This window comes from Streptomyces sp. NPDC048248 (assembly GCF_043201875.1).
Taxonomy (GTDB): Bacteria; Actinomycetota; Actinomycetes; order Streptomycetales; family Streptomycetaceae; genus Streptomyces.
On the sequence record NZ_JBICZL010000012.1, the window covers coordinates 62236 to 84480 of the forward strand.

19 protein-coding genes and 1 riboswitch are annotated in these 22245 nt (G+C 70.2%); of the genes, 7 read left to right on the forward strand and 12 right to left on the reverse strand.

Annotation, left to right across the window (positions count from 1 at the left end; translation table 11 throughout):
- Nucleotides 1-2: 2 nt before the first annotated feature.
- Together ACGFZW_RS25915 and ACGFZW_RS25920 are read right to left on the reverse strand one after the other, a co-directional pair.
- Nucleotides 3-1184 carry a PotD/PotF family extracellular solute-binding protein gene (locus tag ACGFZW_RS25915; protein ID WP_393895620.1) on the reverse strand — a complete coding sequence of 394 codons (1182 nt, stop codon included), beginning with the start codon at nucleotides 1182-1184 and terminating at the stop codon, nucleotides 3-5.
- 131 nt (nucleotides 1185-1315) lie between these two features.
- Nucleotides 1316-2770 (reverse strand): gamma-aminobutyraldehyde dehydrogenase, encoded by a 1455-nt coding sequence (locus tag ACGFZW_RS25920; RefSeq protein ID WP_393895621.1) that lies wholly within the window; start codon nucleotides 2768-2770, stop codon nucleotides 1316-1318.
- 179 nt (nucleotides 2771-2949) lie between these two features.
- Between ACGFZW_RS25920 and ACGFZW_RS25925 the strand changes: the two genes are divergently transcribed.
- The 6 genes from ACGFZW_RS25925 (at nucleotide 2950) to ACGFZW_RS25950 (ending at nucleotide 9386) form a co-directional block, all read left to right on the forward strand.
- A complete protein-coding gene (locus tag ACGFZW_RS25925) occupies nucleotides 2950-3423 on the forward strand; it encodes an Lrp/AsnC family transcriptional regulator (RefSeq protein WP_052860613.1) in 474 nt (157 codons plus the stop codon).
- A gap of 2 nt (nucleotides 3424-3425) precedes the next feature.
- Nucleotides 3426-4787, forward strand: coding sequence for an aspartate aminotransferase family protein (locus ACGFZW_RS25930; protein WP_393895622.1), 1362 nt, complete (start codon nucleotides 3426-3428; stop codon nucleotides 4785-4787).
- A gap of 215 nt (nucleotides 4788-5002) precedes the next feature.
- Complete coding sequence (locus tag ACGFZW_RS25935) at nucleotides 5003-5743, forward strand: ABC transporter ATP-binding protein (protein ID WP_393895623.1); 741 nt, start codon at nucleotides 5003-5005, stop codon at nucleotides 5741-5743.
- On the forward strand, nucleotides 5725-6888 hold the full coding sequence (locus tag ACGFZW_RS25940) for a hypothetical protein (RefSeq protein ID WP_393895624.1): 1164 nt from the start codon (nucleotides 5725-5727) through the stop codon (nucleotides 6886-6888). The genes ACGFZW_RS25935 and ACGFZW_RS25940 overlap by 19 nt, the downstream gene beginning before the upstream one ends.
- A 127-nt stretch (nucleotides 6889-7015) precedes the next feature.
- The gene (locus ACGFZW_RS25945; RefSeq protein WP_393895625.1) at nucleotides 7016-8167 is read left to right on the forward strand and encodes an LOG family protein; all 1152 of its coding nucleotides are present in this window, start codon (nucleotides 7016-7018) and stop codon (nucleotides 8165-8167) included.
- Nucleotides 8168-8333: 166 nt separating this feature from the next.
- Nucleotides 8334-9386, forward strand: coding sequence for a hypothetical protein (locus tag ACGFZW_RS25950; RefSeq protein WP_393895626.1), 1053 nt, complete (start codon nucleotides 8334-8336; stop codon nucleotides 9384-9386).
- A gap of 75 nt (nucleotides 9387-9461) precedes the next feature.
- On the opposite strand, the gene ACGFZW_RS25955 is transcribed toward ACGFZW_RS25950, so the two are convergent.
- The 10 genes from ACGFZW_RS25955 to rpsB form a co-directional block, all read right to left on the reverse strand.
- A complete protein-coding gene (locus tag ACGFZW_RS25955) occupies nucleotides 9462-10532 on the reverse strand; it encodes an ABC transporter ATP-binding protein (protein WP_393895627.1) in 1071 nt (356 codons plus the stop codon).
- Nucleotides 10533-12293, reverse strand: a complete 1761-nt coding sequence (locus ACGFZW_RS25960) for an ABC transporter permease (protein WP_393895628.1) — start codon at nucleotides 12291-12293, stop codon at nucleotides 10533-10535. It abuts the gene before it with no gap.
- Complete coding sequence (locus tag ACGFZW_RS25965) at nucleotides 12269-13348, reverse strand: thiamine ABC transporter substrate binding subunit (protein ID WP_393895629.1); 1080 nt, start codon at nucleotides 13346-13348, stop codon at nucleotides 12269-12271. The genes ACGFZW_RS25960 and ACGFZW_RS25965 overlap by 25 nt, the downstream gene beginning before the upstream one ends.
- Nucleotides 13349-13452: 104 nt before the next feature.
- Nucleotides 13453-13573: riboswitch (TPP riboswitch) on the reverse strand.
- A gap of 33 nt (nucleotides 13574-13606) precedes the next feature.
- Entirely contained in the window at nucleotides 13607-14713 is a 1107-nt protein-coding gene (gene rlmN, locus ACGFZW_RS25970; protein ID WP_393895630.1) for a 23S rRNA (adenine(2503)-C(2))-methyltransferase RlmN, read from the reverse strand.
- Nucleotides 14714-15067: 354 nt separating this feature from the next.
- Complete coding sequence (locus ACGFZW_RS25975; protein ID WP_393895631.1) at nucleotides 15068-15283, reverse strand: 4-oxalocrotonate tautomerase family protein; 216 nt, start codon at nucleotides 15281-15283, stop codon at nucleotides 15068-15070.
- A gap of 586 nt (nucleotides 15284-15869) precedes the next feature.
- Nucleotides 15870-17045: a phosphatidate cytidylyltransferase gene (locus ACGFZW_RS25980; protein WP_393895632.1), complete on the reverse strand. Its 1176-nt coding sequence runs from the start codon at nucleotides 17043-17045 to the stop codon at nucleotides 15870-15872.
- Nucleotides 17045-17602 carry a ribosome recycling factor gene (gene frr, locus ACGFZW_RS25985; RefSeq protein WP_393895633.1) on the reverse strand — a complete coding sequence of 186 codons (558 nt, stop codon included), beginning with the start codon at nucleotides 17600-17602 and terminating at the stop codon, nucleotides 17045-17047. Before frr ends, ACGFZW_RS25980 begins: the two co-directional genes overlap by 1 nt.
- A gap of 175 nt (nucleotides 17603-17777) precedes the next feature.
- Entirely contained in the window at nucleotides 17778-18548 is a 771-nt protein-coding gene (pyrH, locus tag ACGFZW_RS25990) for a UMP kinase (protein WP_393895634.1), read from the reverse strand.
- Between the two features lie 161 nt (nucleotides 18549-18709).
- Nucleotides 18710-19546 carry a translation elongation factor Ts gene (tsf, locus tag ACGFZW_RS25995; protein WP_393895635.1) on the reverse strand — a complete coding sequence of 279 codons (837 nt, stop codon included), beginning with the start codon at nucleotides 19544-19546 and terminating at the stop codon, nucleotides 18710-18712.
- A gap of 107 nt (nucleotides 19547-19653) precedes the next feature.
- Nucleotides 19654-20556: a 30S ribosomal protein S2 gene (rpsB, locus tag ACGFZW_RS26000; protein WP_393895636.1), complete on the reverse strand. Its 903-nt coding sequence runs from the start codon at nucleotides 20554-20556 to the stop codon at nucleotides 19654-19656.
- Nucleotides 20557-21481: 925 nt separating this feature from the next.
- Here rpsB and ACGFZW_RS26005 point away from each other — a divergent pair.
- Nucleotides 21482-22120, forward strand: coding sequence for a M23 family metallopeptidase (locus ACGFZW_RS26005; protein ID WP_393895833.1), 639 nt, complete (start codon nucleotides 21482-21484; stop codon nucleotides 22118-22120).
- The last annotated feature ends 125 nt before the right edge of the window (nucleotides 22121-22245 follow it).

The following is a 22245-nucleotide window of genomic DNA, read 5'->3' on the forward strand; positions in this document are numbered from 1 at the left end:
CTTTACAGCCCGACGATCGCGTTCCATTCCTTCGCGAAGGTGATCCGCTCCTCCGAGGTGATGTCACGGGCGATGGCCAGCCGCTTGCGCATCGCGTCGTCGGGAAAGATCAGCGGGTCCTCGGCGAGGGCGGCGCGTTCCTTGTCCTTGGCGGAGGCGAGGATCTCGCGCGCGGCCGGCACGGGGCAGACGTAGTTGACCCAGGCCGCGAGATCCGCGGCGACCTCCGGCCGGTAGTAGTGGTCGATCAGCTGCTCGGCGTTGCGCTTGTGGTCGGCGAGGTCGGGAATCATCAGGCTCTCCGACCACAGCTCGGCGCCCTCCTGCGGTACCACGAACTCGATGTCCGGGTTGTCCGCCTGGAGTTGGATGACGTCGCCGGAGTAGGCCTGCGCGGCGAGCACATCGCCGGAGTCCAGGTCCTTGATGTAGTCGTTGCCGGTGAAGCGCCGTATGTGCCCCTTGTGGACGAGCCGGCCCACCCGGTCGGTCATCCGGTGGAAGTCCTCGGCCGTCCAGCGGGTGATGTCCACCCCGTCGCCCTGCATGAGCATCGCGAAGGCCTCGTCGAGTCCGGCGAGCAGCGTGACCCGGCCGCGCAGGTCGTCCTTCCACAGGTCGGCGGTGTGCTTGATCTCCCGGCCGAGTTTCCTGCGGTCGTAGGCGATGCCGGTGATCCCGGACTGCCAGGGCACGGAGTGTTTCCGGCCGGGGTCGAAGTGCGGGGAGCGCAGCAGCGGGTCGAGGTGCTCGGCGACGTGCGGCTGGGCCGCCCGGTCCATTTCCTGGACCCAGCCCAGGCGGACGAACCGGGCGCACATCCAGTCGCTGATGACGATCAGATCGCGTCCGGTGCGCTGGTGGTTCATCAGCGCCGGGCTGATCTTCCCGAAGAACTCGTCGTTGTCGTTGATCTCCTCGGTGTACGTGACGGAGATCCCGGTGCGCCTGCGGAAGGTATCCAGGGTCGGCCGGAGCTGGGTGTCGCGGTCGTCGACGTCGATGTACAGCGGCCAGTTGGCGAAGGTGAGCTTCCGGTCCCGCGCCGAGTGGTCCCGGCCCGCGCGCGCCCCCGCCTCGATGTACGCGGGCGGCACCCCGCATCCGGCCATGGCGCCCAGCGCTCCGGTCACACCGATGGTGCCCATGCCTCTTAGCAGCGAACGCCGCGAAAGATCAGCCATGGTGAGCACTCTCACGCGACGCGGGCGGAGGCGGCAAGAGACAGATCGTCAACTGCCGGGCCTCCGCCCGCGACGGTGTGTCGAGCGGTCCGTGCCGCTCGACGGTGCGGATCCCCCTGGATCCTGCCGGATCAGCCGTCCAGCGAGGTCATCACGTGCTTGATGCGGGTGTAGTCGTCGAAGCCGTAGGCCGAAAGGTCCTTGCCGTAGCCGGACTTCTTGAATCCGCCGTGCGGCATCTCGGCGACCAGCGGGATGTGGGTGTTGATCCACACACAGCCGAAGTCCAGGCTCTTGGACATCCGCATCGCCCGCGCGTGGTCCTTGGTCCACACCGAGGACGCCAGGGCGTACTCGATGTCGTTGGCCCAGGTCAGCGCCTGCTTCTCATCCGAGAACGACTGGACGGTGATGACCGGGCCGAAGACCTCGTGCTGGATGATCTCGTCGTCCTGCTTGAGGCCCGAGACGACGGTCGGGGCGAAGAAGTAGCCCTTGTCGCCGACCTGCTGGCCACCGGCCTCGATCTTGGCGTGCGCGGGCAGCCGCTCGATGAAGCCCTTGACCTGCTTCAGCTGGTTGGCGTTGTTCAGCGGGCCGTAGAGCACGTCCTCGTCGTCGACCGCGCCGGTCTTGGTCTCCGCGGCGGCCTTGGCCAGCGCGGTGACGAACTCGTCGTGGATGGACTCCTGGACGAGCACACGGGTGGCGGCCGTACAGTCCTGGCCTGCGTTGAAGAAGCCGGCGACGCTGATGTCCTCGACGGCCTTGGCGATGTCGGTGTCCTCGAAGACCACGACCGGCGCCTTGCCGCCCAGCTCCAGGTGGACCCGCTTGAGGTCCTTGGACGCCGACTCGGCGACCTGCATACCGGCGCGCACCGAGCCGGTGATCGAGGCCATGGCCGGGACGGGGTGCTCGACCATCAGGCGGCCGGTCTCACGGTCGCCGCAGACGACGTTGAACACACCGCGGGGGTGGCCCAGTTCGTCCAGCACGCTGCCGATGATCTCGCCGATCAGCACCGTCGAGGCCGGGGTGGTGTCGGACGGCTTGATGACGACGGTGTTGCCCGCCGCCAGCGCCGGGGCGAACTTCCACACGGCCATCATCATCGGGTAGTTCCACGGCGCGACCTGCGCGCAGACGCCGATCGGCTCACGCCGGATGATGGAGGTGAAGCCGTCCATGTACTCGCCGGACGAGCGGCCCTCCAGCATCCGGGCGGCACCCGCGAAGAAGCGGATCTGGTCCACCATCGGCGGGATTTCCTCGGAGCGTACGAGCGCGATCGGCTTGCCGCAGTTCTCGGACTCGGCGGCGATCAGTTCCTCCGCCCGCTCCTCGAAGCGGTCGGCGATCTTCAGCAGCACCTTCTGGCGGTCGGCCGGGATCAGGTCACGCCAGGCGGGGAAGGCGGCCTCGGCGGCGGCCATGGCCGCGTCGACGTCCACGGCCGCCGAGAGAGGCGCGGTGGCGTACGCGTCACCCGTCGCCGGGTTGACCACCTCGGTGGTCCGCCCGTCGGCGGCGTCCCGGAACTCCCCGTCGATGTAGTTGCGCAGACGACGCAGTGAGGTGGTCACTGTGCGCCCCCTTCAGTCAGATGTCCGGTGGTTGAGACACCCACCCTAGCCATGGATCCGACGTTTTCAACACACCCGCCACCCCCGAACAACGGAATCAGTGCAATTTCGATCGCAGGACAACTGATTTCATCGGTTTGGGGTTGCCATACAGACGAGGCTCGTGCACAGTGAGGGCCGTGGCCACTCGTGACAGAAACGGCACCCCGTCGATCGACTCCGTCTCCCTGGCGATCATCGAGCAGCTCCAGGAGGACGGGCGCCGTCCGTACGCCGCAATCGGCAAGGCCGTCGGCCTCTCCGAGGCGGCGGTACGCCAACGCGTACAGAAACTGCTCGACCAAGGCGTGATGCAGATCGTCGCGGTCACCGACCCCCTCACGGTCGGTTTCCGACGGCAGGCAATGGTCGGCATCAACGTCGAGGGTGACCTCGATCCCGTGGCCGACGCCCTGACGACCATGGAAGAAGTCGAGTACGTCGTCATGACGGCAGGCTCCTTCGATCTCCTCATCGAGATCGTCTGCGAGGACGACGATCACCTGCTCGAAATGATCAACAAGCGAATCCGCACGCTGCCCGGCGTCCGGACGACCGAGAGCTTCGTTTACCTCAAGCTCCGGAAGCAGACCTACACCTGGGGAACGAGATAGACATGAGCGCCGACCTCTCCAAGACGGCATACGACCACCTGTGGATGCACTTCACCCGCATGTCGTCGTACGAGAATGCCCCCGTGCCCACGATCGTGCGCGGCGAGGGCACCAACATCTACGACGACAAGGGCAAGCGCTACATCGACGGCCTTGCCGGTCTCTTCGTGGTCAACGCCGGCCACGGACGGGTGGAGCTCGCCGAGACCGCCTACAAGCAGGCGCAGGAACTGGCCTTCTTCCCCATCTGGTCCTACGCGCACCCCAAGGCCGTGGAGCTCGCCGAGCGCCTGGCCAACGAGGCCCCCGGCGACCTGAACAAGGTCTTCTTCACCACCGGTGGCGGCGAGGCCGTGGAGACCGCCTGGAAGCTGGCCAAGCAGTACTTCAAGCTCACCGGCAAGCCGATGAAGCACAAGGTGATCTCCCGCGCGGTGGCCTACCACGGCACCCCGCAGGGCGCCCTGTCCATCACCGGGCTGCCGGCCCTGAAGGCCCCCTTCGAGCCGCTGGTCCCCGGCGCGCACAAGGTGCCGAACACCAACATCTACCGCGCCCCGATCCACGGCGACGACCCCGAGGCCTTCGGCCGCTGGGCCGCCGACCAGATCGAGCAGCAGATCCTCTTCGAGGGCCCCGAGACCGTCGCGGCCGTCTTCCTGGAGCCGGTGCAGAACGCCGGTGGCTGCTTCCCGCCGCCGCCCGGCTACTTCCAGCGGGTCCGCGAGATCTGCGACGAGTACGACGTGCTGCTCGTCTCCGACGAGACGATCTGCGCCTTCGGCCGTCTCGGCACGACGTTCGCCTGTGACAAGTTCGGCTACGTGCCCGACATGATCACCTGCGCCAAGGGCATGACCTCGGGCTACTCCCCGATCGGTGCCTGCATCGTCTCCGACCGCCTGGCCGAGCCGTTCTACAAGGGTGACAACACCTTCCTGCACGGCTACACCTTCGGTGGCCACCCGGTCTCCGCTGCGGTCGGTGTCGCCAACCTCGACATCTTCGAGCGCGAGGGCCTCAACAAGCACGTCCTCGACAACGAGGGCGCCTTCAAGGCCACCCTGGAGAAGCTGCACGACCTGCCGATCGTCGGCGACGTCCGCGGCAACGGCTTCTTCTACGGCATCGAGCTCGTCAAGGACAAGGTCACCAAGGAGTCCTTCACGGACGAGGAGACCGAGCGCGTCCTGTACGGCTTCCTCTCCAAGGCGCTGTACGACAACGGTCTGTACTGCCGCGCCGACGACCGCGGCGACCCGGTGATCCAGCTCGCCCCGCCGCTGATCGCCGACCAGTCGGTCTTCGACGAGATCGAGCAGATCCTGCGCACCGTGCTCACCGAGGCGTGGACCAAGCTCTGATCCTCGCGCCGGCTCCCGGTTCGATAGCGCACAACTGAATACGCACGGCTCGGATTCACTCAATTAAAGCCATACGAGTGAATTCGAGCCGTTGTGCGTGCCCAGGGACGATTGCGAGGGGTCACCACTACTTACCGTGCCAGTGACCGATAACCTCCATGGTCGTTCACCCGGACAGGGGAACGAGTCGACGCGAACAAGCAAGAGGTGCGCAGATGGTGGCCCCGCCTGACAACGACGTTCTCTGGGCCCGCGGCCTGCACCACGGCTACCGCGGCACCACCGCCCTCGCCGGAGTCTCCCTCGGCGTCCAAGAGGGCGAGATCCTCGCCGTGACCGGACCACGCGGATGCGGCAAGACCACTCTCCTGAAGTGCCTCTCCGGTCAACTCCGCCCCACCGAGGGCGAGGTGTGGTTCAACGGCTCCCCCATCCACTCGCTCTCCTCGCTCAGCCGCGAGCGGCTCCGCCTGGACCGGTTCGGCTGGATCGACACCGAACCACACCTCGTCCCCGAGCTCACCGCGTGGGAGAACGCCGCCCTGCCGCTGCTGCTCCGCGGGGCGGGCCACCGCAGCGCCAAGCACGCCGCCCTCGAGTGGCTGGACCGCCTCGACGTCGGCATGTGCGCCCGCCGCCGCCCCTCCCAGCTCGACCAGTCACAACGCCAGCGCGTCGCCATCGCCCGCGCCCTGACCACCACGCCCCAGGTGCTGTTCGCCGACGAGCCGACCGCCCCGCTGCACCACTCGGACGGCACCCAGGTCCTGCGCACCCTCACCACCGCCGCCCGCTCGCACCAGATCACCGTCCTGCTGGCCACGCACGACCCCGACACGGCCACGCTCGCCGACCGGTCCTTCGCGCTCCTCGACGGCCACCGGGCGGACGACGCCCCGGCCACCACCGGCTCCTCCGACGAGGAAAGCAGGGCAGCGTGCTCGCTCTCCGTCTAGCGCGCGGCTCCCGCCCGCTCGTCCAGCTGCGCCGCCTCTTCGTGGCCGCCGCCGCGGCCGGTACGGGCTTCCTTCTGCTGGCCACCGTCGGCCACGCCGCCGGCCACCCGACGACCGCGGGTGACTCGCTGGTGCGGCTGCTGTGGTGCGCGGCGCCGCTCGCCGCCACCGCGCAGCTCGCGGTGTCGGTGGCCCGCTCGGACCCGGCCGCCCGGCTGCAGCGCGGTATGGCCGCCGCCGGGCTGGGACCGTTCCGGCTCACCCTGATCGCCGCGTCCTCCACCGCGCTCACCTGCCTGCTCGGCGTCCTGGTGTCCCTGGTCGTCTTCTTCCGGCTCCGCGGCGACCTCGGCGGGTCACCCACCACCGCCCTCGACGCCGACCTGCTGGGCGCCGGCCACCCGGTGCCGCTCGTCGGCGTGCTGATGCTGCTGGCGCTCGTACCGCTGACCGCGGCCGGCGCGACCGCCTTCTCGCTCCGCCCCCGCGCCGGGGGGGACCCCCGCCACGGCGACCACCGCACCCGCGTGGACACCCCGACCGCGCTCCCGTGGGGCATCGCGCTGACGGCGGCGGGCCTGGCGATCGAGGCGTACGCCAGCCGCGGCGCCGTCCCGCCGGGCGGGCTGCTGCCGCTCCCCGGCCGGCTGATCGGCAGCCCCCCGGGCGTGCTGGCCGGCTGGGCGCTGTCGGCCTGCGGGCTGGTGCTCTCGGGCCCCGGTCTGGTGCACGTCTGCGGTCGGCTGCTGTGCGCGGGCCGGCCCGGCAGTCTGCGTCTGCTGTCCGGCCGGGTGCTCCAGCAGGAGTCGCAGCGCATCGGCCGCCCGCTCGGCGTGGTGTGCGCCGTCGGCTCCGGCACGTATGCCGCGGTGAAGGTGTACGAGGCCTCCCCGACCTCGCCCTTCGGGCCGCTGACCGCCATCGGCGCGACCGTCGTCCTCGCCTGCGCCGCGGCAAGCGCGCTCACCGCCGCCATCGAGTCCCGCGCGGCCCGCGCGCACACCACGGCCGCCCTGCGCCGGCTCGGCGCCCCGGCCTCCGTGCTCTATCGCGCCGCGGCACTGCGCACCTCGGCGCTGGTGATCGTGCTCGGCCCCCTGACCTGGCTCGTCGCCGAGACCGCCACGCTTCCGCTGGTGCACTGAGCCGGGGCCCGGCCGAGGCCGATGACGGCACGGCGGCGGCCCGTCGTCCGGACGCCGGCCCCGGCGTCGTAGGGGCGGCCTCCGTCACAGGGGCCGCCACCCCCGACGCGATCACCGCCCGCCTACGATGACGGGCGTGTCCTCGAATGCAGAGTCCCCCGCGCCCCGCCACGCCCACGACCACGACATCGAGATCGAGTCCCTCGCGGAGTTCGACCGGGTCGTCGCCTCGGGAAGTCTCGCCGGATACCGCGTCCAGTCACTGGATCTGACGGGCCGTGGCTTCGCGCTGCTGAGCACGGACACCACCGACGCGGTCTTCCTCGGCTGTGCGATGGAGCCGGACGCCGCCGCGAAGGTGCGCGCCGGCGGCGCCCTGGTCTTCCCGCCCATACCGGGCCTGCCGTTCGATCCGTACCGCGGCTCGCTGTACGGCGCGGACGAGCTCTTCGATGGCCTTGTCGACGAGGGGTACGAGGCCACTCCCGACGCCCGCGCCTACGACTGGTACCGGCGGACCAGGTCGGACGGCGACGTCTTCGCCTCCATGCTGCGCAGCGTCCACGACGACGCCATTTCCGACGCCCTGCACGAACAGCTCGCCGGTGCCCGCGTGGTGGGCATCATGGGCGGCCACGCGCTGGAGCGGGACTCCGCCGCCTACGCGGGCGCGGCCCGCCTCGCCCGCGAGCTCTCCCGGGGTGGCCTGACGGTGGCGACGGGCGGCGGCCCGGGCGCGATGGAGGCCGCGAACCTCGGTGCGTACGCCGCTCCGTTCGAGGACGGCATGCTCGACTCGGCGCTGGAACTGCTGGGCACGGTCCCGCACTTCACGCCTTCGGTCACCGATTGGGCGCGGGCCGCCTTCGCGGTGCGCCGGAGCCGGCCGGGCGGGGGCACCTCGATCGGCATCCCCACCTGGTTCTACGGCCACGAGCCGCCGAACGCCTTCGCGTCGCACATCGCGAAGTACTTCGTCAACGCGGTGCGCGAGGACGGGCTGCTGGCGCATTCCAACGCCGGTGTGGTGTTCCTGCCGGGTGCCGCCGGCACCGTGCAGGAGATCTTCGACAACGCCACCCCCAACTTCTACGGCTCGCGGGGTGAGCCGACCCCGATGGTGCTGGTCGACCGCGAGCACTGGACCGAGCGGCTGCCCACCTGGCCGTTGCTCCAGGCGCTCGCTGAGGGCCGCCCGATGGCGTCCCGGATCGCCCTGGTGGACTCCGTGGACGAGGCTCCGGAGGCGTTGGCCAGGCTGTCGGCGGCGGTTTCCTGACCGCCCCGGTCGCGACCGGCGGCTCGTGGCCCGGCTTCCTCACCCGTCCGGCCGATCTTTTGCCCGCCGAGGCAACGCACGTCCCGGAATGCACGTCTGCCTGACCAGGTGCGGAAAAGGTCGTGCAGGCAGTGGACCTGCGGGCAGCACGCGAACGGAGTTCTTGGTGATCATCGGCCTTCTGACGGCCGTGGCGGCGTCTGCCTGCTACGGCACGGGTTCGGTCCTGCAGGCGGTGGGGTCGCGGCGATCCGCCCGCCAGGAGGCGGCTGCCGCGTCCGGCAGCGGCGTCACGCAGCACGGCGGCCCCAGCCTGTCGTCCACCGCGAAGGCTGCCGTGACCTGGGAGTTCATGGTGGGCACGGTGCTGGACTTCGTCGGCTTCGCGCTCGGGGCGCTGGCCGCCCGGCTGCTGCCGCTGTTCCTGTCCCAGACCGTGATCAGCGCCAATCTGGTGATCACGGCGGTCCTCGGCATCAAGCTCCTCGGCATCCGGCTCAGCCGGGCGGAGTGGACCTCCATCGCCGTGGTCTGCTCCGCTCTGGTGCTGCTCGCCACGGCAGCGGGGTCCGAGGGCGGCGGCGACGCCTCGCTCGCCACCCACTGGTGGCTGCTGGCCGCCTCCGTCGTGCTCATCGGCGGCGGCACGCTGCTGGTGCGCCTGCTCGGCAGCCGGGCCGCGATCCTCGCCGGCCTCCTGTCCGGCCTGGGCTTCGGCGCGCTCGGCGTCGGCGTCCGGGTGCTGAACGGCGTGGATCCCTTCCGGCTGTCCTCACTCCTCGCGGACCCGGCCCTGTACGCGATCCTCGTCGCGGGCATCGGCGGCATGTATCTGCACACCGTCGCCCTGCAGATCGGTTCGGTGAACGGCGCCACCGCGGCACTCGTGGTCGGGGAGACCGTGGTGCCCGGCATCCTGGGCGTGCTGTGGCTGGGGGACGCCTCCCGCCCGGGCTTCGCCTGGGTCGCCGTCCTCGGCTTCGTGGTGGCGGTGGCAGGCGCCGTCGCGGTCGCCTGGTTCGGGGAGCCGGAGGCCGACGCGGGCTCGGTGACCGGGGACGAAGCGGCGGGAACGGCCGCGGTGACGGGTGCGGGCGGTCCGCCGCAGGTCGGCGGCCCCGCACCGGCAGCGGAAGCCGGGGACGGCGCTGAGGCCGGGTCCGGGCAGGACGGCCGGCCCGCTCCCTCCTTGGCCGGCGACCGGACCGGCCCCGCGTAAGAAACGACACGAGGAGGAGCCACCCGGAAGCCCGGCATCGCAGCCGGACCGGAAATCAGCTCTCCCGCCTCTCCCCTACTCCGCCGAGGCGTCCAGGACCACGACGTCCTCCGCCGCGAAGGCGACGCCCACCCGTTCCCCGCTCTCCGGCGCGTCCCGGAGCGCGCACGCCGCCTCCAGCGTGGGCCCGCCGGCCGGCTGGAGCAGCAGCGCGACATGGGTGCCGCGGAAGGTCCGGGCGGTGACCGTGCAGGGCAGGCCCTCCTCGGCGGGGGTCAGCCGCACCCCGGCCGGGCGGACGAGAAGGCGGCACGGTCCGTCCGGGGTGCCGTCCGGAACCGGCACCTTGCCCCAGGGGGTGGCGGCGGCCTCGCCCTGCACCGTCGCGTCGACCACGTTGTCGAAGCCGAGGAAGCGGGCGACGAAGGCGGTGGCGGGCCGCTGCCAGACCTCCAGCGGCGTACCGGTCTGCGCGATGCGCCCGTCCTGCATCACCACGACCCGGTCGGCGAGCGCGAACGCCTCGCCCTGGTCGTGCGTGACGGCCAGCACGGTTGTCCCCAACTCCTGGAAGAGTCGCCGCAGTTCGACGACCAGGCGCTCACGCAGCCCGCGGTCGAGCTGCCCGAGCGGCTCGTCGAGCATCAGCAGCTGGGGGCGTGGGGCGAGCGCGCGGGCCAGGGCGACGCGCTGCTGTTCGCCGCCGGACAGGGACGCCACGGCGCGCCGCTGGGCGTCCGGCAGGCCGACGAGTTCCAGCAGTTCGGCGACCGTACGTTCCTGGTCGGCGCGCGAGGCACGCCGCATCCGCAGCCCGAAGGCGACATTGCCCGCGACGTCGCGCTGGGGGAAGAGCTGGTGGTCCTGGAACATCATGCCGACCCCGCGCCGGTGCGTGGGCACTCCCGCCTGGTCCCGCCCCTCCAGCAACACCCGCCCCGCGTCGGCCTGTTGCAGTCCGGCGACGACCCGCAGCAGGGTCGACTTCCCACTGCCGCTCGGCCCCAGGACGCACACGATCTCGTGCGCGGCGACGTCCAGATCCACCGCGTCCAGTGCGGGCCGTCCACCGGAGGTGTCGAACCGGACGGTCACCCCGCCCAGTCGCAGCAACTCCTGACCGGTGGTCAGGTCCTGTGCGCTCATCTAGAACTCCCCGGTGTGATCGGCGGTTCCCCCGGCCGCGCCCGTGCGGGGCCGGGGGCGGAGGCGCTCCAGGGCCAGCAGGGCGGCGGCGCACACCACCATCAAGATGGTCGACAGGGCCATCGCCTGCCCGTAGTTCTGCTCGCCGGCCCGCCCCAGCAGGCGTGCGACGGCCACCGGCAGCGTCGGCTGGTCGGGTCGCGCGATGAAGACCGTGGCCCCGAACTCGCCGAGCGACACGGCGAAAGCGAAGCCGGCGGCGATCAGCAGCGCCCGCCGCACCATCGGCAGGTCCACCTCGCGCCACACCCGCCAGGGGGAGGCGCCGAGCACCGCTGCGGCCTCCCGCAGCCGGCCGTCCACCGCCCGCAGGACGGGCAGCATCGTCCGGACCACGAACGGCACCCCGACCAGCGCCTGGGCGAGCGGCACCAGCCACCACGAGGCACGCAGGTCAAGCGGTGGCCTGTCGAGCGTGATCAGGAAGCCGAAGCCGACGGTCACCGCCGAGACCCCGAGCGGCAGCATCAGCAGCGCGTCGAACCCGCGGACGAGCCGGCCGGCCGTGGGGGCCTTGCCCGCGGCCCGGCCGCGCGAGGCGGGCAGGGTGAGAGCGGCCGCCGCCAGACCGCCGATCACCAGCGCGATCAGCGTCGCGACGGCCGCGTAGCCGAGGGAATTCCACAGCGCTTCGAGAGGGGCGACGGCGAAGGTGCTGTCGGCGGTTGCGGCCGAGCGCAGCGTCTCGTAGAAGACCGTGCTGTAGCCGTCAGGGCCGGCGAACGAGCGCTCCGCGAGCACCAGCAGCGGAGCGATGAGCAGGACGGCGATGACGGCGAGCGTGCTCCACAGCAGCGCCCACTGTCCGGCGCCGCGCGGCCGCCGCGCGGTCTGCGACGCGTCGACGAGCCGCAGGGCGGACTCCCGGCGGCGCACGGTCCAGGCGTGCAGCGCCAGCAGGCCGAGGACCGCGGCGAACTGGAGCATGGTCAGGACGGCCGCGGTCGGCAGGTCCAGGAAGTCGGCGGTCTGCCGGTAGATCTCCACCTCCAGTGTCGAGAAGGTGGGCCCGCCCAGGATCTGCACCACGCCGAAGGAGGTGAAGGTGAAGAGGAAGACCATCAGGGCCGCCGCCGCGACGGCCGGCCCCAGCGCGGGCAGCGTCACCCGCCGCCAGGCCGCGAACCGTCCGGCGCCCAGCACCCGTGCGGCCTCTTCCTGACGGGGGTCGAGCTGCCCCCACAGGCCGCCGACGGTCCGTACCACCACCGCGTAGTTGAAGAAGACGTGCGCCAGCAGGATCGCCCACACCGAGGTGTCCAGCCGTACGCCCCACAGGTCGTCCAGCAGGCCGCCGTGCCCGACCAGCGCGAGGAACGCCGAGCCGACGACCACGGTCGGCAGCACGAACGGCACCATCACCACCGCCCGCAGCAGCTGTTTGCCGGGGAAGTCGAAGCGCGCGAAGACATACGCGCCGGGCAGCGCGATCAGCAGCGTCAGCGCGGTGGAGGCGGCTGCCTGCCAGACGGTGAACCACAGGACGTGCAGCAGGTCCGGGTCGCCGAGCACCTCGCCGATCCGGGAAAGCTGCCACTGCCCGCCGTCCTTCAGCCCCCGTCCGACGATCGAGACGACGGGGTAGGCGAAGAACAGCGCGAAGAAGGCGAGCGGCAGGGCCATCAGACCGAGCCGCACCGCCGTTCCCCGCGCGGCGTTCCCGCGCCGGCCGCGGGCTACTTCAGAACGAGCGAGGACCACTGCTTGATCCACTGTTCGCGGTTCTCGGTGATCTTCTCCGGGGCGAGCGTCGCCGGCTTGTCGATCGTCGCGCCGTACTTGGTGAACAGCTCCGGCAGCTCGGCGTCCTTGCGGGCCGGGTTGACGAACATCTGCAGCGGCACGTCCTCCTGGAACTGCTTGCTCAGCAGGAAGTCCAGCAGCGCCTTGCCGCCCTTCTCGTTCGGCGCGCCCTTGAGCAGGCCGCCGAACTCGATCTGGCGGAAGCAGGTGCCGGTCGCGACGCCGGTCGGCGCCTGATCGGGCTGCGGCTTCTTGCCGAGCACCTCGGCCGGCGGGCTGGACGCGTAGGAGACCACCAGCGGCTTGTCGCCCTTGCCCTTGGCGGCGGCGGAGCCCGTGAACCGCTCGTAGTACGCCTGCTCCCAGCCGTCGACGACCTCGACGCCGTTGGCCTTGAGCTTCTTCCAGTAGTCCTGCCAGCCGTCGGCGCCGTACTTCGCGATGGTGCCGAGCTGGAAGGCGAGGCCGGGCGAGGACGTCGCGGAGTTCTCCGTCAGGAGCAGCCCCTTGTACTCGGGCTTGATCAGGTCGTCGAAGCTCTTCGGCGGCGCGATCTTGTGCTTCTCGAAGTAGGCGCGGTCGTAGTTGACGCAGGTGTCGCCGTAGTCGAGAGGGGTGACGCGGTGCTCGGCCTTGTCGAGCTGGAGCTCGCCCGGGACGCTGTCCAGGCCCTTGGCCTTGTACGGGCTGAAGATGCCCTCGTCCAGACCGCGCGAGAGCAGGGTGTTGTCGATGCCGAAGAACACATCGCCCTGCGGGTTGCCCTTGGACAGGATCGCCTGGTTGACGGCCTTGCCGGCATCGCCGCCCTTGAGCATCTTGACCTTGTAGCCGCTCTTCTTCTCGAAGTCGGCGAGCACCGACTTCGACACATTGAAGGAGTCGTGGCTGACGAGCGTCACGGTCTTGGCGTCCGCTTCGCTCCCGCCGCCCGAGCCGCCGCATGCGGCGAGGGCGGTCATACCGACCGCGGCGGCGAGGGCGGTCGCGATGACCTTGCTGGTGGTGCTCACTGATTTCCTCCTGGCTGGCCAGGAAGAGACGCGGCCCCGCCCGGGGTCCACCGCCGGGGACGTCGAAGGACGTACCGCGCACGGACCGGGGCGGGGCGCAACAGCATGAGTGACGACCGAACTTCCTACCCGGAATGACCCGGGCGAGGTTCAAGGGTCTGCGGGCACCGTATGACTACGACGCGTCCGCACTCTCAGCGCTGTGGCGCTCCCCTGTCGGAATGTGCATTTGTTCGATCACACGGTACCAGCGAGCGGTCAGCGTTCCGAGGCCGCGAGCTGCCCGCAGGCCCCGTCGATCTCCTGGCCGCGGGTGTCCCGGACGGTCACCGGGACGCCGTGCGCCTCGATGGCCTGGACGAAGGCGCGCTCGTCCTCGGGCCGCGAGGCGGTCCACTTCGAGCCGGGCGTCGGGTTCAGCGGGATCAGGTTGACATGGACGCGCTTGCCCTTGAGCAGTCGTCCCAGCAGGTCACCGCGCCACGCCTGGTCGTTGATGTCCCGGATCAGCGCGTACTCGATGGAGATGCGCCGCCCGGACTTCTCCGCGTACTCCCAGGCCGCGTCCAGCACCTCGCGGACCTTCCAGCGGGTGTTGACGGGCACCAGTTCGTCCCGCAGCTCATCGTCCGGGGCGTGCAGCGACACCGCGAGCCGGCACTTGAACCCCTCGTCGGCGAACCGCAGCATCGCCGGCACCAGGCCGACGGTGGAGACGGTGATACCCCGCTGGGACAGCCCCAGCCCGTCCGGCTCGGGGTCCGTCAGCCGCCTGATGGCGCCGACCACCCGCTTGTAGTTGGCCAGCGGCTCGCCCATCCCCATGAAGACGATGTTGGAGAGCCGCGCCGGGCCGCCCGGCACCTCGCCGTCGCGCAGCGCCCGCATCCCGTCGACGATCTGGTGGACGATCTCGGCGGTCGAGAGGTTGCGGTCCAGCCCCGCCTGGCCGGTGGCGCAGAACGGGCAGTTCATGCCGCAGCCGGCCTGCGAGGAGATGCACATGGTGACCCGGTCCGGGTAGCGCATCAGCACGGACTCGACGAGCGTGCCGTCGTGCAGCTTCCACAGCGTCTTGCGGGTGGTGTCGTTGTCGCACGAGATGTGCCGCACCACGTTCATCAGGTCCGGCAGCAGCTCCGCCGCCAGCTTCTCGCGCGCCGCCGCCGGAATGTCGGTCCACTGCGCCGGGTCGTGCGCGTAGCGGGCGAAGTAGTGCTGCGACAGCTGCTTGGCACGAAACGGCTTCTCACCGATCGCGGCGACCACCTCACGGCGCTCGGCAGGTTCAAGATCGGCAAGGTGCCGCGGCGGCTTCTTGGCCCCTCGCGGCGCGACAAAGGTGAGTTCTCCGGGTGCAGGCATGGTCCGTCCAGTGTGGCAGATCGTCCACGGCGGCCCAGGCCACGGCGGGGTGGGCCCGGTCACCTCCGGTGGCGCTCTGTCGTTGGCGCCCGGCGTCGCCCGGCCCAAGGTCGCCGATACGACCGTCCCGGCGCCCTGTCCTCCGATCTGCCGCCGATGACGCCGCCCATGTCACCGAGCGCGTCTCGGCTCGCCTGCCGAGCAGGGAAGAGGCCGGACTGCCGACGCTTTCCATGGGTGAGGTGGCACTGAGCGTGTTCATCGTCGCCCGCGATGTCTCAGGGCCGGCCCTCCAGGTCACGGACGCCCTGCTGCCTGGCGACCGACGGAACTCGAAGACACGTACAAGCTGGGCTAGCCGGCCCTCTTTGCCTGTACGTCTGCGGCCGTCAGAGCCTGACCACCGACTGCCCATTCGCCGCTCGGCGTTTCGGTGATCGCGACATGTGTCACCGGTCGCATTGCCTCGCCTTCGATGGCGATCAACGCCTCGGAGACGTCCTTGACCATCTTCTGCTTCTCTTCGGGCGTGAACACTCCCGCGATCACCTTGATGTCGATGAAGGGCATCGGGTGCCTCCCACATGTTGGTGAGATCGAGCCGCCGGATCGCTTCGGGTACCGCTGTGGATACCAGGGTCGAACGCGGTGCGGGCTTCGTGTCCCTCTGGGAGAGAAGGCACCTGGCGAGCCGCACTGCTCTCGTGGCCTGCCGCAACAGCGCTCGTAGGGCGGCGTCCGGCTCTCGTCCGACTGGGCCGGTTCACCGTGATCGGCGAGGCTGATGCCTACCGCTGCTATCAGCCCCGCGGTGCCGGCATTCACCTACAAGTGTCGCAGATCGACTGCCGTGACGGGGGGCGGCGCAGTTCCGCGGCGGCCCTCGCCAGTCGGCCTTTTTGCGCCCTTGGGTCAGCCTCGGACAGCCCGGAGCGGCCCGCACACAACCCTTTGCATACGCCGCTCCAGTAGCCGAACCTCTCTGCCGAATTCCCCCACTGCGTTCCGCACCACCGCCGCCCGAGGCAATTCCCTCCGCGGAAAGCGAGCCGTGCCCCGGACAACGAGAAACCGCCCGGCGTTGTCGCCCGGGCGGTTTCTCCACAGCTGCTCTCCAGCCGCTTCCGGCTGCGTGCCGGTTGTCCTGTCCGTCGCGTCAGCCGGCGCCCACGAAGATGACGAACAGGAGCCAGACGACCGGGGCGGTCGGCAGCAAGGAGTCGAGGCGGTCCATGATGCCGCCGTGGCCCGGCAGCAGGGTGCCCATGTCCTTGATCCCGAGATCACGCTTGATCATGGATTCACCGAGATCGCCGAGAGTGGCGCTGACCGCGACCGCGAGGCCGAGCAGCAGGCCCTGCCACCAGGCACCTTCCTGGATCAGGAACTCCATGCACAGCGCACCCGCGACCATCGCGAAGGCCACCGCGCCGAGGAGTCCCTCGCGGGTCTTGCCGGGGCTGATGCGCGGCGCGAGCTTGGTCTTGCCGAAGCGCCAGCCGACCGCGTACGCGCCGGTGTCGCTGACGACCGTCAGCAGCAGGAACGTCAGCACCCGCTGCGGGCCGTCGTCCTCGGCGGCGAGCATCAGGGCCACGAACGTCGCGAGGAAGGGCACGTAGAACGCCGCGAAGATTCCGGCGGTGACGTCCCGCAGGTAGTTCTCGGGCGCGTCGGTCATCCGCCAGACCAGGACGGCCAGCGCGGTGAGCGACATCGCCACCCACGCGCCCTCGGCGCCCCGCACATACCCGGCGATCACCATGGCGGTGCCGCCGATCGCGAGCGGCACCAGCGGTACGCGGATGTCCTTGCGCTCCGCGAGCCGCGAGGTCAGCTCCCACAGGCCCACGACCACGGCGATCGCTATCACGCCGATGAACAGGGGCTTGTAGACGAAGAGGGAGGCGGCGATGACCACTCCGAGGCCGACACCGACCCCTATCGCGGCACGCAGATTGCGGCCCGCGCTCTTCTTCTGCGGCTTCTCTCGGTCCTGCGGGCTCTCGGGCCCGGGAGGACCGGGGAAAGAGGTGGGCATGGGCTCCTGCGGCTTTTCGTCGCGGAACAGGGGGCCGCTCAGCCGAGCAGCCCCCCGGTCGTCCCGGTGATCCCGGTCGTCCCGGATGTCCCGGGGGTCCCGGTCGTCGTCCTGGTGTCCGCCTGCGTCGGGCACGATGGGCATGGGCCGAGTCTGCGCCGCGTCGCCCGCGTCGTGCACGGGACCCGCCGGGGCGGGGGGCGCCGCCCCGCGCAGTGCGGCGGCCGGGCCCTGATCGGGTGGTCCCCAGCGACCGGCGCCGGGCGGGGCCCCCCAGGATGACTCGTTCATCAGACCTCGAGGAGCTCGGATTCCTTGTGCTTGAGCAGCTCGTCCACCTGCGCGACGTACTTCGCGGTGGTGTCGTCGAGCTCCTTCTCCGCGCGGCGCACCTCGTCCTCGCCGGACTCCTTGTCCTTGACGAGCTTGTCGAGGGTTTCCTTGGCCTTGCGGCGCACGCTGCGAATCGAGATCTTCGCGTCCTCGCCCTTGGTCTTGGCGACCTTGATGTACTCCCGGCGACGCTCCTCGGTGAGTTCGGGGAACGTCACACGGATGATGTTGCCGTCGTTGCTCGGGTTGACGCCGAGGTCGGAGTCGCGGATGGCCTGCTCGATGTTGCGCATCGCGCTCTTGTCGAACGGGGTCACCACGGCCATCCGCGGTTCGGGCACCGAGAACGACGCCAACTGGTTGATCGGCGTCATGGCGCCGTAGTAGTCCGCCACGATCTTGTTGAACATCGCCGGGTGCGCACGCCCGGTGCGAATCGCGGCGAAGTCCTCCTTGGCGACCACGACGGCCTTCTCCATCTTCTCCTCGGCCTCGAGGAGGATCTCTTCGATCACCACTTGCTCCTGGTCTTTTCGGTAAGAAGCAGAGCCTCGCCCCTGCCGCGCGTCTTCTCCTGCACGGTGTCCGACCGGCAGGCGGTTGTCCATCCCCGTACCCGGGTCTTCCCCCGGCCGGGAGTTGCCGCCCGTACAGGCCGATGCCCGTACGGAGTCTCGGCAGTTGGGGCCGTCAGGCCCGGGTGCCCTGATCGCTGACGAGCGTGCCGATCTTCTCACCCTTCACCGCGCGCGCGATGTTGCCCTCGGCGAGCAGTTCGAAGACGAGGATCGGGAGCTTGTTGTCGCGGCACAGGGTGATGGCGGTGGCATCGGCGATCTTCAGGTCGCGGGTGATGACCTCGCCGTATTCGAGGGCGTCGAACTTGACCGCGTCCGGGTTCTTCTTGGGGTCGGAGTCGTAGACCCCGTCCACACCGTTCTTGCCCATCAGCATGGCCTCTGCGTCGATCTCCAGGGCGCGCTGGGCGGCGGTGGTGTCGGTGGAGAAGTACGGCATGCCCATACCGGCGCCGAAGATGACGACCCGGCCCTTCTCGAGGTGGCGCACCGCGCGCAGGGGGATGTACGGCTCCGCGACCTGGCCCATGGTGATGGCGGTCTGGACGCGGGAGTCGATGCCCTCCTTCTCCAGGAAGTCCTGGAGGGCCAGGCAGTTCATGACTGTGCCGAGCATGCCCATGTAGTCGGAGCGTGCCCGGTCCATGCCGCGCTGCTGGAGTTCGGCGCCGCGGAAGAAGTTGCCGCCGCCGATCACGATGGCGATCTCGTATCCCTCGCGCACCACGGCGGCGATCTCGCGGGCCATGGCGTGCACGACGTCGGGGTCGACGCCCAGTCCGCCGCCGCCGGCGAATGCCTCGCCCGACAGCTTCAGCAGGAAGCGTTGCCTGCCGCCGTGAACGGCTTTGTCCGTGTCCGCGCCATCGGCACCGTGATTCATTGAGCTCTCCTCGTGCACATACGAAGAAGGCCATTGCCGTGGGTCTGGGTCAGATCCCTGTGCGGCAATGGCCTCCTCGTCACATCTGCGGCCGGCCGGTGAGCGGCCGACTGCGTACGACCCTAGCGGGGTCGCAGGTCATTCGCTGCCTTCCGGCAGGCTCAGAAGCCGACCTTGATGCGCGAGAAGCGCTTCAGGGTGACACCGGCCTCCTGGAGGATCTTCTCGACGGACTTCTTGTTGTCGAGCGCGTACGGCTGGCCGAGCAGCGTCGCCTCCTTGAAGAAGCCGTTGACGCGACCCTCGACGATCTTCGGCAGGGCAGCCTCGGGCTTGCCCTCCGCACGCGTGGTCTCCTCGGCGACACGGCGCTCGGCCTCGACGACCTCGGCCGGGACGTCGTCCTTGGCGAGGTACTTCGGGGCGAAGGCGGCGATGTGCTGCGCGACGCCCTTGGCGACCTCGGCGTTCTCCTTGTCGAGCTCGACAAGGACACCGATCTGCGGCGGAAGGTCGGGCATGGTGCGGTGCATGTACGCCAGCACGTAGCCGTCGGAGAACTGCGCGAAGCGGTCCAGGACGATCTTCTCGCCCAGCGTGGCGTTGGCCTCGTCGACGAACGCCTGGACGGTCTTGCCGGCCTCGATCTCGGACGCGAGCAGCGTCTCGAGGTCGGCCGGAGAGGTCTTCGCGACGTGCGCGGCGATCTCGTTGGCGACGGCCTGGAACTTCTCACCCTTGGCGACGAAGTCCGTCTCGCACTTCAGCTCGACAATGACACCCGAGGTGTTGTCGTCGGCGATCAGGGAGACCACGGCGCCGTTCTCGGCGGAGCGGCCCTCGCGCTTGGCGACGCCCTTCTGACCCTTGATGCGCAGCGCCTCGACGGCCTTGTCCACGCTGCCCTCGGCCTCGTCCAGGGCCTTCTTGCAGTCCATCATGCCGGCGCCGGTGAGCTCGCGGAGCTTCTTGACGTCAGCGGCGGTGTAGTTCGCCATGGTCTGTGAATCTCTTCTCGAAATCTCGACAGTCGAAAGATCTACGGGTGGACGGCGGGGGCGGCGCTCGTGGCGCCGGCCCCCGCCGTCATCAACCTGTACTGAGGTCAGGCCTGCTCGGCGTCCGCGGCCGGCTTCTCGGCCTCGGCGGCCGGGGCGGCCTCGGCAGCCGGCGCCTCGGCGGCGGGGGCCTCGGCGGGCTTCTCGGCGGCGTCCTCGGAGTCGGCCTTCTTCTCGCCCTCGAGCAGGTCGCGCTCCCACTCGGCCAGCGGCTCGGCGGCAGCCTTCTCGCCGGGCTTCTGGTCGCCGGTGGCGGCACCGGAACGGGCGATGAGGCCCTCGGCGACGGCGTCGGCGATCACGCGGGTGAGCAGGGTGACGGAGCGGATCGCGTCGTCGTTGCCCGGGATCTTGTAGTCGACCTCGTCGGGGTCACAGTTGGTGTCGAGGATCGCGACGACCGGGATGTTGAGCTTGCGCGCCTCGCCGACGGCGATGTGCTCCTTCTTGGTGTCCACGATCCAGACGGCGCTGGGCACCTTCTGCATCTCGCGGATACCGCCGAGGGTCTTCTCCAGCTTGGCCTTCTCGCGGGAGAGGACGAGGAGCTCCTTCTTGGTGAGGCCGGAGGCGGCCACATCCTCGAAGTCGATCTGCTCGAGCTCCTTCAGGCGCTGCAGGCGCTTGTAGACGGTCGAGAAGTTGGTCAGCATGCCGCCGAGCCAGCGCTGGTTCACGTAGGGCATGCCCACGCGGGTCGCCTGCTCGGCAATGGCCTCCTGGGCCTGCTTCTTCGTGCCGACGAACATGACCGAGCCGCCGTGGGCGACGGTCTCCTTGACGAACTCGTAGGCGCGGTCGATGTACGACAGCGACTGGAGCAGGTCGATGATGTAGATGCCGTTGCGCTCGGTGAAGATGAAGCGCTTCATCTTCGGGTTCCAGCGCCGGGTCTGGTGCCCGAAGTGGACGCCGCTCTCCAGCAGCTCCCGCATCGTGACGACGGCCATGGCCGTACTCCTTGTTGTACTCGGTTCCACTACGGCCGGTCGGCCGCGGTGCCTGACGCCCCTACGCGCCTGCCGAGGAGGGAACCTTGCGGAACCTTCCGAGGACCGAGGAGCGCGGCCACCGTGCTGCCCAAGAGGGACTGGTGCACTGATGGCGGGGCGTGCGAAGTCGACCCGGTGACCCGGATCGCCACAAGAAGTGTACGGGACAGCGGATGCACTGGGCGACACGCACCTTTTCGCGCCCCGGGCGAGTGACACCGTTGTCCACAGCCGGCAGGTTTTCCACAGCAACGACCCAAGATCCACACGCAACGGCGGAGTACGCCACCGTCGACACATGCAACGAAACTCCAGCTCAAGCACCACCACCACGACGACCACGGCCACGACCACGACCACGACCACGGCCGCAGCTACGGCTACGGCTACGGCCATCCGCGGATCCGGAGGACGAGGCCGCGGGAGCGGCTCGGAAGACACCCGGACCGGCACGGGGGACCTTCACGTCGACTTCCACCCTTTACCGGGCGCGTGGCCGCCTCGGATAGCGGGCGCCTGGTCGCCGCGACGGGGCACCACACCACCGTCTCTCCCCGGTCCATACACGCCGACGAAGGGGTGCGCACGAGCTCTGGAACTCACCCGTTATGGGGCCAGCTTCTTCTTTCCCGCGCGCGGGCAAAGCGTCTGGGCAGTCATAGCGGTGGGCGCTGCGCTCGTGGTGGCGAGGCCCGGAATGGGGGTGGAGGTGGGGTTGGGCCGCGCATCCGCCGCCCCCGCTCTTGTCCATGCGAAGAGCGGCGCCACGGGCGGAGCTGTGGAGCCGGCCGAACGCGTCGCTGAGGACGGCCCCCCGTCGACGCCCGCCCCACGACCGACGGACCGAGCCTGGCCGATCAACGGACCGGCGGGCTTGCAGCCCATGGTGGTGCGGGGGTGGGACCCACCTCCGTCGCCGTGGGCGGCCGGGCATCGCGGAGTGGACCTCTCGGCAGCCTCCGGGGTGCCGGTCCGCGCAGCGGCCCCGGGCAAGGTGACCTTCGCCGGGACAGTCGCCGGCCGGGGAGTCCTCACCATCGAACTCCCCCGCTCCGGCCGTCCTCCCTTGCGCACCACCTACGAGCCGGTGCGCTCGACGGTACGGAAGGGCACGCCCGTCAAGGCCGGCCAGCCGGTCGCCGTGCTCCAGCGCGGCCCCTTCCACTGCCGCGGACCCTGCCTCCACTGGGGCCTACGCCGCGGAAAGGAGTACCTGAACCCGCTGTCGCTGCTTCCTCCGTCGATGCTCCACGGCGGCCACCCGCGCCTGCTCCCGATCTTCGGCGTCCCCCTCCCGCCGGGCCGCGCTAATACCGCCAGGCCCGAGGCGGTGCACGCCTCGGAGGCCGCAGGGACGCCTACGAAAGCTGCCCTGCTGGCGGCGGTCGCCCTCATGGCGGCGGCCCTCTGGGCCGTCGGCCGCTTGCCGCGAGGTCGACGCGCGGGGCGACAGCCACAGTCGCGGCCGAGGGAGAAGAGGAGGCCGCCGGGCGGCGGCCCTGCGCCTCCGGCTGGGCCATAGGGCCTGACCAGAGTGACCAGAGCTGACCAGAGGTACGAGTGCCGCCATCGTGCGGACTCGGCGACGGCCAGCCCAATCCGGGCCTCAGGCCCGCGACCGCCCGCCGACGACGCCCAGAGCTGCGG

Bases quoted from the DNA above. Each gene is read 5' to 3' on its own strand.
- rlmN (WP_393895630.1), bottom strand. From the start codon at position 14,713: ATGCCTGCACCCGGAGAACTCACCTTTGTCGCGCCGCGAGGGGCCAAG.
- tsf (WP_393895635.1), bottom strand. From the start codon at position 19,546: ATGGCGAACTACACCGCCGCTGACGTCAAGAAGCTCCGCGAGCTCACC.
- ACGFZW_RS26005 (WP_393895833.1), top strand. From the start codon at position 21,482: ATGGTGGTGCGGGGGTGGGACCCACCTCCGTCGCCGTGGGCGGCCGGG.
- ACGFZW_RS25945 (WP_393895625.1), top strand. From the start codon at position 7,016: ATGACGGGCGTGTCCTCGAATGCAGAGTCCCCCGCGCCCCGCCACGCC.
- rpsB (WP_393895636.1), bottom strand. From the start codon at position 20,556: ATGGCCGTCGTCACGATGCGGGAGCTGCTGGAGAGCGGCGTCCACTTC.
- ACGFZW_RS25975 (WP_393895631.1), bottom strand. From the start codon at position 15,283: ATGCCCTTCATCGACATCAAGGTGATCGCGGGAGTGTTCACGCCCGAA.
- pyrH (WP_393895634.1), bottom strand. From the start codon at position 18,548: ATGAATCACGGTGCCGATGGCGCGGACACGGACAAAGCCGTTCACGGC.
- ACGFZW_RS25955 (WP_393895627.1), bottom strand. From the start codon at position 10,532: ATGAGCGCACAGGACCTGACCACCGGTCAGGAGTTGCTGCGACTGGGC.
- ACGFZW_RS25915 (WP_393895620.1), bottom strand. From the start codon at position 1,184: ATGGCTGATCTTTCGCGGCGTTCGCTGCTAAGAGGCATGGGCACCATC.
- ACGFZW_RS25935 (WP_393895623.1), top strand. From the start codon at position 5,003: ATGGTGGCCCCGCCTGACAACGACGTTCTCTGGGCCCGCGGCCTGCAC.
- ACGFZW_RS25980 (WP_393895632.1), bottom strand. From the start codon at position 17,045: ATGAACGAGTCATCCTGGGGGGCCCCGCCCGGCGCCGGTCGCTGGGGA.
- ACGFZW_RS25930 (WP_393895622.1), top strand. From the start codon at position 3,426: ATGAGCGCCGACCTCTCCAAGACGGCATACGACCACCTGTGGATGCAC.